The 11,850-nt window shown below is 65.2% G+C and carries 15 protein-coding genes; 8 read left to right on the top strand and 7 right to left on the bottom strand.

Features of this window, described 5'->3' with window-relative positions; translation table 11 throughout:
* Genes lepB through nagZ form a run of 8 tightly spaced genes read left to right on the top strand, consistent with a single transcriptional unit; the run spans nt 1 to nt 6,099 of the window.
* Nucleotides 1-927, top strand: coding sequence for a signal peptidase I (gene lepB / locus RBR52_RS04015; RefSeq protein WP_320375908.1), 927 nt, complete (start codon nt 1-3; stop codon nt 925-927).
* A gap of 43 nt (nt 928-970) precedes the next feature.
* The gene (locus tag RBR52_RS04020; protein ID WP_320375909.1) at nt 971-1,321 is read left to right on the top strand and encodes a DUF4845 domain-containing protein; all 351 of its coding nucleotides are present in this window, start codon (nt 971-973) and stop codon (nt 1,319-1,321) included.
* A 7-nt stretch (nt 1,322-1,328) separates the two neighbouring features.
* Nucleotides 1,329-2,129 (top strand): ribonuclease III, encoded by an 801-nt coding sequence (gene rnc / locus RBR52_RS04025; RefSeq protein ID WP_320375910.1) that lies wholly within the window; start codon nt 1,329-1,331, stop codon nt 2,127-2,129.
* Entirely contained in the window at nt 2,126-3,031 is a 906-nt protein-coding gene (era, locus tag RBR52_RS04030) for a GTPase Era (protein WP_320375911.1), read from the top strand. The genes rnc and era overlap by 4 nt, the downstream gene beginning before the upstream one ends.
* Nucleotides 3,021-3,821: a DNA repair protein RecO gene (recO, locus tag RBR52_RS04035; RefSeq protein ID WP_320375912.1), complete on the top strand. Its 801-nt coding sequence runs from the start codon at nt 3,021-3,023 to the stop codon at nt 3,819-3,821. The genes era and recO overlap by 11 nt, the downstream gene beginning before the upstream one ends.
* Nucleotides 3,818-4,597: a pyridoxine 5'-phosphate synthase gene (locus RBR52_RS04040; protein ID WP_320375913.1), complete on the top strand. Its 780-nt coding sequence runs from the start codon at nt 3,818-3,820 to the stop codon at nt 4,595-4,597. The genes recO and RBR52_RS04040 overlap by 4 nt, the downstream gene beginning before the upstream one ends.
* A gap of 19 nt (nt 4,598-4,616) precedes the next feature.
* Nucleotides 4,617-5,024 carry a holo-ACP synthase gene (acpS, locus tag RBR52_RS04045; protein ID WP_320375914.1) on the top strand — a complete coding sequence of 136 codons (408 nt, stop codon included), beginning with the start codon at nt 4,617-4,619 and terminating at the stop codon, nt 5,022-5,024.
* Between the two features lie 16 nt (nt 5,025-5,040).
* Nucleotides 5,041-6,099: a beta-N-acetylhexosaminidase gene (gene nagZ / locus RBR52_RS04050; RefSeq protein ID WP_320375915.1), complete on the top strand. Its 1,059-nt coding sequence runs from the start codon at nt 5,041-5,043 to the stop codon at nt 6,097-6,099.
* On the opposite strand, the gene RBR52_RS04055 is transcribed toward nagZ, so the two are convergent.
* From RBR52_RS04055 to RBR52_RS04085, 7 genes are all read right to left on the bottom strand, one after another.
* Nucleotides 6,090-7,202, bottom strand: coding sequence for a DUF3426 domain-containing protein (locus tag RBR52_RS04055; RefSeq protein ID WP_320375916.1), 1,113 nt, complete (start codon nt 7,200-7,202; stop codon nt 6,090-6,092). The genes nagZ and RBR52_RS04055 overlap by 10 nt on opposite strands.
* A gap of 7 nt (nt 7,203-7,209) precedes the next feature.
* Nucleotides 7,210-8,106, bottom strand: coding sequence for a 50S ribosomal protein L11 methyltransferase (gene prmA, locus RBR52_RS04060; RefSeq protein ID WP_320375917.1), 897 nt, complete (start codon nt 8,104-8,106; stop codon nt 7,210-7,212).
* 9 nt (nt 8,107-8,115) lie between these two features.
* A complete protein-coding gene (accC, locus tag RBR52_RS04065; RefSeq protein ID WP_320375918.1) occupies nt 8,116-9,468 on the bottom strand; it encodes an acetyl-CoA carboxylase biotin carboxylase subunit in 1,353 nt (450 codons plus the stop codon).
* 108 nt (nt 9,469-9,576) lie between these two features.
* Complete coding sequence (gene accB / locus RBR52_RS04070) at nt 9,577-10,056, bottom strand: acetyl-CoA carboxylase biotin carboxyl carrier protein (protein ID WP_320375919.1); 480 nt, start codon at nt 10,054-10,056, stop codon at nt 9,577-9,579.
* A 40-nt stretch (nt 10,057-10,096) separates the two neighbouring features.
* Nucleotides 10,097-10,552 (bottom strand): type II 3-dehydroquinate dehydratase, encoded by a 456-nt coding sequence (gene aroQ / locus RBR52_RS04075; RefSeq protein WP_320375920.1) that lies wholly within the window; start codon nt 10,550-10,552, stop codon nt 10,097-10,099.
* A gap of 55 nt (nt 10,553-10,607) precedes the next feature.
* Entirely contained in the window at nt 10,608-11,141 is a 534-nt protein-coding gene (locus RBR52_RS04080; RefSeq protein ID WP_320375921.1) for a TlpA disulfide reductase family protein, read from the bottom strand.
* Between the two features lie 55 nt (nt 11,142-11,196).
* Nucleotides 11,197-11,835, bottom strand: coding sequence for a hypothetical protein (locus RBR52_RS04085; protein WP_320375922.1), 639 nt, complete (start codon nt 11,833-11,835; stop codon nt 11,197-11,199).
* Nucleotides 11,836-11,850 lie beyond the last annotated feature (15 nt).

The following is an 11,850-nucleotide window of genomic DNA, read 5'->3' on the forward strand; positions in this document are numbered from 1 at the left end:
ATGGAAACCGCGCCCAGCGTCAACTTCACCCTTTTGCTGTTCATCCTTCTGGTCGTCACCGGCGTGTTCTGGTTTGCCGAGCGCTGGTATTTCGCACCGCAGCGCAGGCGTGCGGCCAAGTCGGCCGTGGCGCAGTTGCAGGAGAGGCGCACGGCTCTGCAGAAACAGGGCCTGGCCGCTGATGGCGCCGTGGCGACCGATGCCGACATCGAGGCGGCGCGCGAGCGGGTGCAGCGCCAGCCCTGGTGGCTGGAGTGGACTGCGGGGCTGTTTCCGGTCATTCTGGTGGTGTTCCTGCTGCGCTCCTTCGTGGCCGAGCCCTTCAAGATTCCCTCCGGATCGATGGAGCCGACGCTGGTACCCGGCGACCTGATTCTGGTGAACAAATTCGAGTACGGCCTGCGCCTGCCGCTGCTCGATACCCGCCTCACCCCGGGCGAACTGCCCCGGCGCGGCGATGTGATCGTGTTCCGCCTGCCCAAGGATCCGCGCATCGACTACATCAAGCGCATCGTCGGACTGCCGGGCGATACGGTGTCGTACGAAAACAAGCAACTGGTGATCAACGGCAAGCCAGTGAAGGAAACCCCGCTGCCCGATTATTTCGATCCGAGCACCATGACGTATTACAAGCAGTACATGGAAAAGCTGGGCACGCACGAGCACCGCATCATGATCAACCCGATGGCGCCACCCTACGTCATTGGCGGGCCCGAGAGCTTCCCGCACCGCGACATGTGCCACTACAACGCCGAAGGCTTCGTCTGCAAGGTGCCCAAGGGCAATTATTTCGTCATGGGCGACAACCGCGACAACTCGCTGGATTCACGTTATTGGGGTTTCGTGCCCGAGCGCAATATCATCGGCCAAGCCTTTGTGGTGTGGATGAATTTCAGCGCACCGAAAAACATCGGGCTGATTCATTGATCGCAGGGATCGTCTTGTCGGTTTGAAGAGTCGGGGCACAACTATGAGGCAGCATGACAGGCAGCGCGGCATCACCCTCATCGGATTGATTTTCTGGGGCGCCATCCTCGCGTTCATCGTGGTCATCGGCGCGCAGGCCGTGCCCACGGCGACCGAATACTTCGCCATCCAGAAAGCGGTCGATCAGGCCGCCAAGGCCGGGCCGACGGTGGCCGACATTCGCTCGGCCTATTCCAAAATGGCCGATGTCGACTACATCTCCTCGGTCACGGCGCAGGATCTCGACATCACCAAGGTCAACGACAAGGTGGTGATCTCCTTCGCGTACAACAAGGAGATTCACATCGCCGGGCCGGTGTATCTGCTGATCAAGTACGCCGGACATTCGCACTGATACCCGGGTGAGCACGGCACTGGAAACGCGGCTGGGCTATGTCTTCCGCGATCGCAAACTGTTCGAGCGGGCGCTGACGCATCGCAGCTTCGGCGCGGACCACAACGAGCGTCTGGAGTTCCTGGGCGATTCGGTGCTCAATCTTTCCGCAGCCGCCTGGCTGTACCACCAGGCGGCGCGCCAGGACGAGGGGCAGCTTTCGCGTCTGCGCGCGGCGCTGGTGCGTGCAGAGGCACTGGCGGATGTGGCCCGAGCGATCGATCTGGGGCGGTTTCTCAGGCTGGGCGAGGGCGAGCTGCAGAGCGGGGGCGCGCAGCGCGAGTCCATTCTTGCGGATACGGTGGAGGCCCTGCTCGGCGCGATTTATCTCGAAGCCGGGTTCGACAAGGCACAGGAAGTGATGCGCCGCCTGTTTGCGCCGCTGCTCGATTCGCTCGATGCCGAGGTCGTGCGCAAGGATGCCAAAACGCAGTTGCAGGAGTTTCTGCAAGGCCAGCGCCTGCCCTTGCCGAGCTATGCCGTGCTCGATGTGCGCGGCGCCGCGCACCAGCAGAAATTCAGGGTGGAATGCGAGGTCGCCGCGCTCGGGCTGAAGGTGACGGGCGAAGGCGACAGCCGCCGCCGCGCCGAGCAGGACGCCGCCGCGCGCATGATCGAGCGCATCGGTCGGGGCAGCGCCAAACCCTTGCGCCGTGGCGGCCGCCCCGTGCTGGTGGATGAACGCGGTGATGCAGCTTTGACCTCGCAGACGCAAAATCAGCGTTGCGCGCCTGCGCGACGACTGCGCAAACCCACCCAAACGCCATGACCTCATCACCCCCTGAATCGACGCGCCGCTTCGGCACTGTGGCAATAGTCGGACGCCCCAACGTGGGCAAATCCACGCTGCTCAACGCGCTCGTGGGTGCCAAGGTGAGCATCACCTCGCACAAGGCGCAGACCACGCGGCACCGCATTCTCGGCGTCACCACGCAAGGGACTTCGCAGTTCGCGTTTGTCGATACGCCCGGCTTCCAGACCCAGCACCTGCACGCGCTCAACCGGGCGATGAACCGCACCGTCACCGGCGCCTTGAGCGAGGTGGACCTCGTGCTCTGGGTGCTGGAGGCGGGCAAGTTGCTTGCGCAGGATCGCACCGTGCTCGAAGTTCTGCCCAACGACCGGCCGGTGATCGCGGTGGTCAACAAGCTCGACCGCATCACCCCGCGCGAAAAGCTGCTGCCCTGGCTGGCCGAGTTGGGACAGTTGCGCCCCTTTGCCGAAATCGTGCCGATGTCGGCACAAAAAAAAGCCGATGCCTCCCGGCTGCTCGCCATCATGGAGCCCTACCTGCCCGAAGGCGAGTGGGGCTATGAGGAAGATGCGCTCACCGACCGCAGCGAGCGCTTTCTGGCGAGCGAAATCCTGCGGGAAAAGCTGTTTCGCCTGACCGGCGACGAACTTCCTTACAGCAGCACCGTGGTCATCGAGCAATTCGCCCAGGAAGGCGATCTGCGCCGCATTTCCGCGGCCATCATCGTCGATCGCGACAGTCACAAGGCCATGGTGATCGGCGCGGGCGGCGAGCGCCTCAAGCGCATCTCGACCGAAGCGCGGCAGGACATGCAGGCCCTGTTCGGCGGCCCGGTGTTTTTGGAGGTCTGGGTGAAAACCCGTTCGGGCTGGGCCGACGATCAGGCCGCCGTGCGCGCCTTCGGCTATGAGGACTGAGCCGGGCGCCGAGCCGACCGCCACGCGACCCGTGCCGCGCGCGCCACGGCGCACGGCTTCGGTGGAGCGTGTGCACGACGAACCCATCTACGTGCTGCACAGCTATCCCTGGAAAGAAACCAGCCTCCTGCTCGACGTCTTCAGCCGCCGGCATGGCCGTGTGGCGCTGGTGGCCAAGGGCGCCAAGCGGCCGACTTCCGCGCTGCGCGCCGTGCTGCTGGGCTTGCAGCCCTGCCATGCCAGTTGGAGCGGCCGTGGCGAGGTGCGCACCCTCACCCGCGCCGAATGGTCGGGCGGACTGGCACCGCTGTCGGGCCTGCCCTTGCTCTGCGGCTTCTATTTCAATGAATTGCTCGTGCGTCTGCTGGCGCGCGAAGATGCCCACGAAGGCCTGTTCGACGCCTATCACGCGGGCATTGCCGCGCTGGCGCAGCGCCCGCAGGCGCAGGCCGCCGAACTGGAGCCGGTGCTGCGCCGTTTCGAGTTTGCGCTGCTGCGCGAACTGGGTTTTTTGCCAGATCTGCACCTCGAAGGCGCCACATCCGAGCCGGTGCGGCCCGATGGCCATTACCGCGTCGATCCCGATCAGGGGGTATCGGCCTGCCCCGCATCCGACGTGCAGGCGGTTCGCGGCGAGGTGTTGCTGGCGCTGCGCGAAGGCCCGCCCACAGAAGGCGACGTCGTTCTCGCGCGGGCCGCGAAGACGCTGATGCGCAGCCTGCTTCACTATCATCTTGCAGGAAAGACGCTGCGCACCCGCCAGCTTCTCATCGATCTCCACAAATTATGAATCCAATGGCTACCGCCCCCGACGCCGCTCCGCTGCTCGGGGTGAATATCGATCATGTCGCCACGCTGCGCAACGCACGCGGCGGCCGTTTTCCCGATCCCGTGATGGCGGCGCAGCAGGCGGTCGAAGCCGGGGCTGACATCATCACTTTCCATCTGCGCGAAGACCGGCGACACATCCGTGACGCCGACGTGCAGCGGCTCAAGGCCGTCATCTCGGCGCCGCTGAACTTCGAATCTGCGCTCGCCCCGGAGATGCTCGACATCATCTGCACGGTGCGACCGCAGAGGGTTTGCCTGGTGCCCGAGCGTCGACAGGAGCTGACCACCGAAGGTGGGCTGGACGTGGCGGGGCAGTTCGAGCGCGCGCGTGCAGCCTGCGCCCGGCTGGCCGACTGTGGCTGTCACGTCTCGCTGTTCATCGAGCCCAGCGCTCTGCAGATCGAGGCCAGCGCCAAGGCCGGTGCGCCCTGTATCGAACTGCATACCGGCGCCTATGCCAATGCTTTCGACGCGGGTGACGAGGCCGCGCGGCAGCGTGAATTCGATCGCATCGTTGCCGGACTGAAGCTGGGGCGCAGCCTGGGTCTGCAGACCAACGCAGGTCATGGCCTGAGCCTGCAAAGCACCCCGGCGATTGCCGCCTTGCCCGAAGTGAGCGAGCTGCACATCGGCCATGCGATCATCGGCCACGCGGTGTTCGTCGGGCTGAAGCAATCGGTGCGCGACTTCCGGGCAGCGATCGCCGGCGCGGTTGCCGCCGCGCACGCACACTGAAGGCTGTGCCGAGGTCTGCATGATCTACGGCATCGGTACCGATGTCTGCTCCATTTCGCGCATGGACGCCGCCGTGCAGCGCAACGGCGACCGGCTCGCACAGCGCGTGCTCGGTGCGGACGAGCTCGTCGAATACCACCGGCGCAAGGCCTTGCTGCGGCTGCGCGGCATCCACTATCTGGCCACGCGCTTCGCCGCCAAGGAGGCGTTCTCCAAATCCATCGGCCTGGGTATTCACGGCCCGATGCGCTGGCGCGATTGCGAGATTCTCAAACGCCCCAGCGGACAGCCGGTCATCGTGCTGCACGATGCGCTCAAGGACTGGTGCGAGGCGCGCCAGCTGCGCTTTCACGTCTCGGTCTCCGACGAGGCCGACACCGCGCTGGCCATGGTCGTGGCGGAAGTGACCGTTCAGCTCAAGACCTGAATCCGTGCCTTTGCCGATGCACTCACCGCTGATCGTCGATGTGGCCGGGCTGCAGCTCGGCGCTGCCGAGCGTAAGCGGCTGCGCAACCCGCTGGTGGGCGGGGTGGTGCTGTTTGCGCGCAACTGGGAAAGCCGCGGGCAGCTCTGCGCCCTGTGCGCGCAGATCAAGGCGGTGCGACCCGATCTGCTGATCGCCGTCGACCACGAGGGCGGGCGGGTGCAGCGCTTTCGCACCGATGGCTACACGCCGCTTCCGGCCATGCGCGAACTGGGTGCGCATTGGATGATCGACGCGCCCGGCGCGATGCGGCGCGCGGCCGCGTGCGGATTCGTCCTGGCTTCGGAGCTTCGGGCCTGCGGCGTCGATTTCAGCTTCACACCGGTGCTCGACCTCGATTGGGGCGGCTCCAGCGTGATCGGCGATCGCGCCTTTCATGCCGACGCGCGCGTGGTGACGGTGCTGGCGCAGAGCCTGATGCTGGGTCTGGCGCGCGCCGGCATGGCGCATTGCGCCAAGCATTTCCCCGGCCACGGTCATGTTCGCGCCGATACGCATGTGGCCGTGGCCCGCGACACGCGCTCCCTGGAGGCCATCCTGAGCGCCGACGCAGCGCCCTACCAATGGCTCGCACCCGAGCTGCGCGCCGTCATGCCCGCGCATGTGATCTACCCCGAGGTGGATGCGCAGCCTGCCGGTTTCAGCGCCGTATGGCTGCGCGACATCCTGCGCGAGCGCATCGGCTTCACCGGTGCGATCCTCAGCGACGACCTCGGTATGGCCGCGGCGCGGGCGGAAGGGCAAAGTCTCAGTCAGGCCGCGTTGCAGGGTTTGCAGGCCGGATGCGACGCCATGCTGGTGTGCAACCAGAGCGTGATCGACGGCGGCAGGCCGCTCGACGGGCTGTTGCGCGAACTCGATCAAGCATTGGAGCGCCGATTGTGGGCGCCCGACGCCCGCAGCGCGCAGCGCCGGCTCGATCTGCTGCCCACGCAGCCGCCCTTGCCCTGGGACGAGCTGATGGTGAACGACACCTACCAGGCGTCGCTCGACGCCGTGTTCCGCGTTCACGGATAGAACAGCACCAGCTTGTAACCCGCTGGAGCCGGGCCGCTGATCTCGACATGCAGCAGCAATTGCACCTGCTGACCGGCGGCCAGGCCCTCGCGCAGGGTCTGATCGGTGGCCGCCGCAGTCGGGAGATACTGCGCGGCTTGCACCACTTTGCGTTGCAGGGTCACGCCTTGCGCATCGGTCAGGGTCAGTTCCAGCGCGGGCCAGGCCACGCTGCGGTCGGCCCGGTTGCGCAGCAATATGCTGAGCTGCAGACCACTGGCGGACGGGCTGAGCGCCGAGGAATCGATGACCAGAGCATGAAGATCGCGCGGGGCGGCCAGTTCGCAGCCGGTGGTCATGGCGCAAAGCTGTTGCAGCCACGGGCGGCTGGCGGGCCATTGCTGCGCCAGGTTGTCGCGCCAGTGCAGCGCGGACTGTGTGGCGAGCACCAGAAGCAGCAGCAGGCTGATGACGCCGAGCGCGGCGCGCGCCGGCGTGCCGTCCCAGAAGACCTGGCGGCGGGCCTTGCGCAGAAATTCGGGTTCGGCCTGGGCCGTGGTTGCGCCCCCCGGCGCGAGGTTCTCCAGCGGATCGGTGTTTTCGAATCGATAGTTGAGCGCGTCCTCCAGATGGAACTCGGATAGCGGCGCGGCATCGAGATCGAGATCGGCTTGCGGGGGCGGTTCGTCCGCTTGCGGCGCCGGGGCGGCGCGGTCGCCCTCAGGCGAAGGCGCGTGTTGTGGCCAGGCATCGTCGTCGCGCACTGGCGCGTCTGCGGCGGCAGGCCTGGGCGTAAAGTCGTAGGGTTGGGCCCTCAATGGCAGGAAGCCCTGGTAAGGCGGCTGGTCCAGTGAGATGTTGCTCCAGCGCAGGCCCGCTGCCAGCGGCGCCGTGTCGGTTCGCGGCTCTGGATACGGCGCGGGCGGCGGTGCGGGTTCTGCGCGGGCCTCGGGCTCGGCGGCAGGGGCGGGCGGCGGCTCCTGGGCGGGATCGATGAGGTGATCGACAGCATTGAACGGCTGGCCGCAATGGCCGCAGCGCACCCAGCCTTCGCGCAGCAGGAGCTGGTCGCGCACCACCTTGAAAGCGGTCTGGCAGTGGGGACAGCGGGTGGCCTGTGCCATGCGTCGTTCAGGGGTGCGTGCGGCCCGCGAGACAGACCCAGCCATCGAGCGATTTGTCGATCTGCAGCGCGCAATGGGGCGCGTAGGCGGCGATCAGTTCTTCGGCCTGCCGCTCCAGTATGCCGCTGAGCACCAACCATCCTCCTGGGCGCACATGCGCGGTTATCGCTGGCGCCAGCAGCTTGAGCGGCGCAGACAGAATGTTGGCGACGACGATGTCGAAGCGCGCACCAGCCACTCTGTCGGGCAGGCCGGACTGCAGGGTGACGGCGTTGGCGGCCGCATTGGTTTCGGTGGCCTGCACCGCGTCGGTGTCGATGTCCACGCCGACCACGGGGTCGGCTCCGAACTTGGCGGCGGCGATGGCCAGAATGCCCGAGCCGCAGCCGTAGTCGAGCACGCTCTGTCCGCGCAGCTTTTGGCGCGCCAGCCATTCCAGACACAGCCGCGTGGTGGGGTGAGTGCCGGTGCCGAAGGCAAGGCCGGGATCGAGGCGGATGATGGGCACGTCGGCGGCGGGCGGCTCGTGCCAGCTCGGCACGATCCACAGCGCGTCGGCAATCGACACCGGCTGGAACTGCGACTGCGTCAGCCGCACCCAATCCCGATCTTCCACCGTGGACTGTTGCACGTCTTGCAGATCGGGCAGCAGGTCTTCGGCGAGCAGGGCGGCCAGCGCGGCATCGGCCTGGGCTTCACCCTCGAACAGTGCGCGCAATAGCGACTGCGCCCAGGCACCCTTGGGTGGCGGCATGCCCGGTTCGCCGTACAAGGCCTGTTCCTGCGCCGTGTCGCCGAAGCGGTCTTCGACGCTCACGCTCAAGGCGCCGAGTTCCATCAGGGCGTCGGAGAGCAGGTCGGCCTGCTCTTCGCCGACGGGGAGGGTGACTTCGCAATACGTCATCGGGGCATCTCAGGCGGAATGCCGCGCGGCGAGGTATTCCTCGAGGTAGTGGATGCTGGTGCCGCCCTCATTGAAGCGCGCATCCGCCATCAGTTCGCGGTGCAGCGGGATATTGGTCTGGATGCCATCCACCACCATTTCCGACAGGGCGATGCGCATGCGCGCAATCGCCTGTTGGCGCGTGGCGCCGTGCACGATGATCTTGCCGATCATCGAATCGTAGTTGGGAGGGACGAAATAATTGGCATAGGCGTGCGAATCGACCCGCACCCCAGGGCCGCCCGGAGCGTGCCACACGGTGATGCGCCCCGGCGAGGGGGTGAATTTGTAGGGGTCTTCGGCGTTGATGCGGCATTCGATCGCATGGCCGGTGAACTGCACACCGCGCTGGCGCAGGGTGAGTTTTTCTCCCGCTGCGATGCGGATCTGCTCGACCACGATGTCGATGCCGGTGATGAGTTCGGTGACGGGGTGTTCGACCTGTACGCGGGTGTTCATCTCGATGAAGTAGAACTCGCCGTTTTCATACAGAAACTCGAAAGTGCCCGCGCCGCGATAGCCGATCTTCTTGCAGGCATCGGCGCAGCGCGTGCCGATGCGGTCGATCAATCGGCGCGGAATGCCGGGCGCCGGGGCCTCTTCGAGCACCTTCTGATGGCGGCGCTGCATCGAGCAGTCGCGCTCGCCCAGCCACAGCGCGTTGCCGTGGGTGTCGGCCAGCACCTGGATTTCGATGTGCCGCGGCTGCAGCAGAAACTTCTCCATATACACCGCCGGATTGCCGAACGCCGCCCCCGCCTCGCTGCGCGTCATGGCCACGGCATTGAGCAGCGCCGCTTCGGTGTGCACCACGCGCATGCCGCGGCCTCCACCACCGCCGGCCGCCTTGATGATGACCGGATAGCCGATGGAGCGTGCGATGCGGGTGATCTCGCGCGGGTCTTCGGGCAGAGCGCCTTCCGAGCCGGGCACGCAGGGCACGCCCGAGCGGATCATGGACTGTTTGGCGCTGACCTTGTCGCCCATCAGACGAATGGAATCGGGACGCGGGCCGATGAAGGCGAAGCCGGACTTCTCCACCCGCTCGGCGAAGTCGGCGTTTTCCGACAGAAAGCCATAGCCGGGGTGAATGGCCTCGGCATCGGTCACTTCGGCGGCGGAAATGATGGCCGGCATGTGCAGATAGCTTTGCGCCGAAGGAGCCGGGCCGATGCACACGGACTCGTCGGCGAGCTTGACATATTTGGCGTCGCGGTCGGCCTCGGAATAGACCACCACGGTCTGTATGCCCATTTCGCGGCAGGCCCGCTGCACCCGCAGAGCAATCTCGCCACGGTTGGCAATGAGGATTTTTTTGAACATGCGCGTTGTCCGTTCAGGAACCGGGAAGGGCCAGACACCCGTCGGAAGCGGGCATGGCCGGCACGGCAAGCGCGAGGGCAGCAGGCATTGCAGCCCCGCGCCGCTCCATCAGGCGATGATGAACAGCGGCTGACCGAATTCCACCGCCTGACCGTTCTCGGCAGGAATGGCCTTGATCACGCCGTCCTTGTCGCATTCGATCTCATTGAGGATTTTCATCGCCTCGATGATGCACAGCGTCTGTCCGACCTTCACCGTGTCGCCTACTTCGACAAAAGGAGCCGCGCCAGGAGAGGGCGCGCGGTAGAAGGTGCCGACCATGGGAGACTTGAGCACATGCTCTTCGGCCGCAGGTGCCGCAGCAGGGGAGGGCGGGGCTGCGGACGCCGCACCCTCGGCAACGGGCGGTGCGTATTGATGCGGTGCGTATTGCAGCGGCATCTGCGCAGGCAGGGGGGCGTATTGCACGATGGGTTGCGGCTGCGCCTTGACGATGCGGACCGTGCCTTCGGCTTCCGTGATCTCCAGTTCGGAGACGTTGGATTCGGAGACCAGGTCGATCAAAGTCTTGAGTTTGCGTAAATCCATGATCTGTCGTTAAGTCGCTGATAAGTGTCGCATTAGACCATCAATTTTTACCATTCCCAAGAATGGCCACGATGTGACGCAGGGCCAGGGCATAGCCGTGAGCGCCGCAGCCGCTGATCACGGCCGTGGCCAGATCGGAAAAGTACGAGCGATGACGGAACGGTTCACGGCGGTACACATTGCTCAGATGCACCTCGATGAAGGGCAGATCGGTGGCCGCGATGGCATCGCGCAGGGCGACGCTGGTGTGGGTGTAGGCGGCGGGATTGATCACGACGAAGCGCGTGCCGTCCAGACGCGTCGCATGCAGGCGGTCGATCAGCGCGCCTTCGTGGTTGCTCTGGAAGGTCAGCACTTCGACGCCCAGCTCCGCAGCCAGCGTGTGCAGCGACTGATCGATGTCGCTCAGCGTGGTCGCGCCGTAAATATGCGGTTCCCTCTGCCCCAGCAGGTTCAGGTTGGGGCCGTGGAGAACGAGGATGCGCGGCAGGCTCATGGAGAAGCAATGACAGGGTTGGGATTTGACAAACGAGCGCGTGATGCAAGGGGGTTCAGTGACCGAAGGGTACCGCTTCTTTCAGCTCGTCGAGAGAGGTTTTTCCCAGCTTTTGAAACACGACGTCCCCTTTGCCATCGAGCACCACGGTGAAGGGCAGCCCGCCTTGCTTGTTGCCCAGGCTGGTGCTCAGGGCGATGCCATTCATGCCGCCGAGCAGAATGGGGTAGCTCACCGGATGTTCTTTCAGAAAGCTGCGCACCGCGGCGGGATTGTCGAGCGCAATGCCGACCATCTCTATGCCTTTGTCTTTGTTCTGCTGGTAAAACTCGGAAAAATCGGGCATTTCGGCAATGCAGGGCGGACACCAGCTCGCCCAGAAGTTGATCACCAGCGGTTTGCCGCGGTATTGGGATAGATCGATGGATTTTCCCTGAAGATCGTCGAGTTTGTCAGCAAAAAACGACTGGACGGCATTGTTCTCAACGGTCACGGGCACGTTGCGTTCGCGCTGAAACCAGGCATTGCCGAGCACTGCGGCGATGAGCAGGATGATGGCGGCAGAAATCCAGATGTTGACTTTGTTCATGGGGCTGGGGTGTACGAATCAGACCGCCCGCATTGTGCATGGCCGCAGAAGTGCATTAGTTTGTCGGGTTTTCCCCAGTACTGGCGCTTGCGTTCAGGAGTTGCCTGAGCGCATGCAAAGTGCCTCTGGGCGTGCGCCCCTGGGCATCGGGCAGCAGGGCGCCGCGCAGGTCTTTTTCCGGGTAAAGGCTGAGGTGGGCAAGCACAGCCGGGCGTTCGTCATGGCCTTTCTCTGGCTCCAGGAGCCAGTGCAGAGTGAGTTGCTCGACGCGGCCGCGCCCGGCGTAGTGCGGGGCCTGGCCCAACTGAAAGGCGATTCTGCGGTCGATGCAGTGAATCTCCACGCCCTTGCTGTCGTCGGTGAACAGCAGTACGTGCAAACCAGAGTGTTCGTTGGCCGTGCCGTGCCAGACGGCGCCGGCCAGATGAGGATTGAACGCGGCAAACTCTTCCATCAGCCTCAGGGCGGCGCGGCGCAACTGCAGCAACTGCGCCGGTTGGGTGTCGGCATGAAACAGGGCGAGTTCTTCGCGCACCTGCTGCTCGATTTCATCATTGCCGGGGAGGGCATCGTGCGCCCGGCGTTCGCCCAACAGACGTTTGGCGGCCTTGCGTTTGGCAGCGCCATAGTCCAGACCGTCTTCGACGATCAGCCGCGCGGCCAGCGCGGCGAGTTCAGCGCGTAGGGAATCCATCGGCGCATGGTAGCG

It is taken from the genome of Thiomonas sp., assembly GCF_034007205.1.
In the GTDB taxonomy this organism is placed as follows: Bacteria; Pseudomonadota; Gammaproteobacteria; order Burkholderiales; family Burkholderiaceae_C; genus Thiomonas.

Excerpts from the sequence above, each read along its gene's own strand:
- accC (WP_320375918.1), bottom strand. The coding sequence starts at position 9,468 with ATGTTCAAAAAAATCCTCATTGCCAACCGTGGCGAGATTGCTCTGCGG.
- lepB (WP_320375908.1), top strand. The coding sequence starts at position 1 with ATGGAAACCGCGCCCAGCGTCAACTTCACCCTTTTGCTGTTCATCCTT.
- acpS (WP_320375914.1), top strand. The coding sequence starts at position 4,617 with ATGATCTACGGCATCGGTACCGATGTCTGCTCCATTTCGCGCATGGAC.
- RBR52_RS04085 (WP_320375922.1), bottom strand. The coding sequence starts at position 11,835 with ATGGATTCCCTACGCGCTGAACTCGCCGCGCTGGCCGCGCGGCTGATC.
- aroQ (WP_320375920.1), bottom strand. The coding sequence starts at position 10,552 with ATGAGCCTGCCGCGCATCCTCGTTCTCCACGGCCCCAACCTGAACCTG.
- era (WP_320375911.1), top strand. The coding sequence starts at position 2,126 with ATGACCTCATCACCCCCTGAATCGACGCGCCGCTTCGGCACTGTGGCA.
- RBR52_RS04055 (WP_320375916.1), bottom strand. The coding sequence starts at position 7,202 with ATGGCACAGGCCACCCGCTGTCCCCACTGCCAGACCGCTTTCAAGGTG.
- accB (WP_320375919.1), bottom strand. The coding sequence starts at position 10,056 with ATGGATTTACGCAAACTCAAGACTTTGATCGACCTGGTCTCCGAATCC.
- RBR52_RS04040 (WP_320375913.1), top strand. The coding sequence starts at position 3,818 with ATGAATCCAATGGCTACCGCCCCCGACGCCGCTCCGCTGCTCGGGGTG.
- recO (WP_320375912.1), top strand. The coding sequence starts at position 3,021 with ATGAGGACTGAGCCGGGCGCCGAGCCGACCGCCACGCGACCCGTGCCG.
- nagZ (WP_320375915.1), top strand. The coding sequence starts at position 5,041 with ATGCACTCACCGCTGATCGTCGATGTGGCCGGGCTGCAGCTCGGCGCT.
- RBR52_RS04020 (WP_320375909.1), top strand. The coding sequence starts at position 971 with ATGAGGCAGCATGACAGGCAGCGCGGCATCACCCTCATCGGATTGATT.
- prmA (WP_320375917.1), bottom strand. The coding sequence starts at position 8,106 with ATGACGTATTGCGAAGTCACCCTCCCCGTCGGCGAAGAGCAGGCCGAC.
- RBR52_RS04080 (WP_320375921.1), bottom strand. The coding sequence starts at position 11,141 with ATGAACAAAGTCAACATCTGGATTTCTGCCGCCATCATCCTGCTCATC.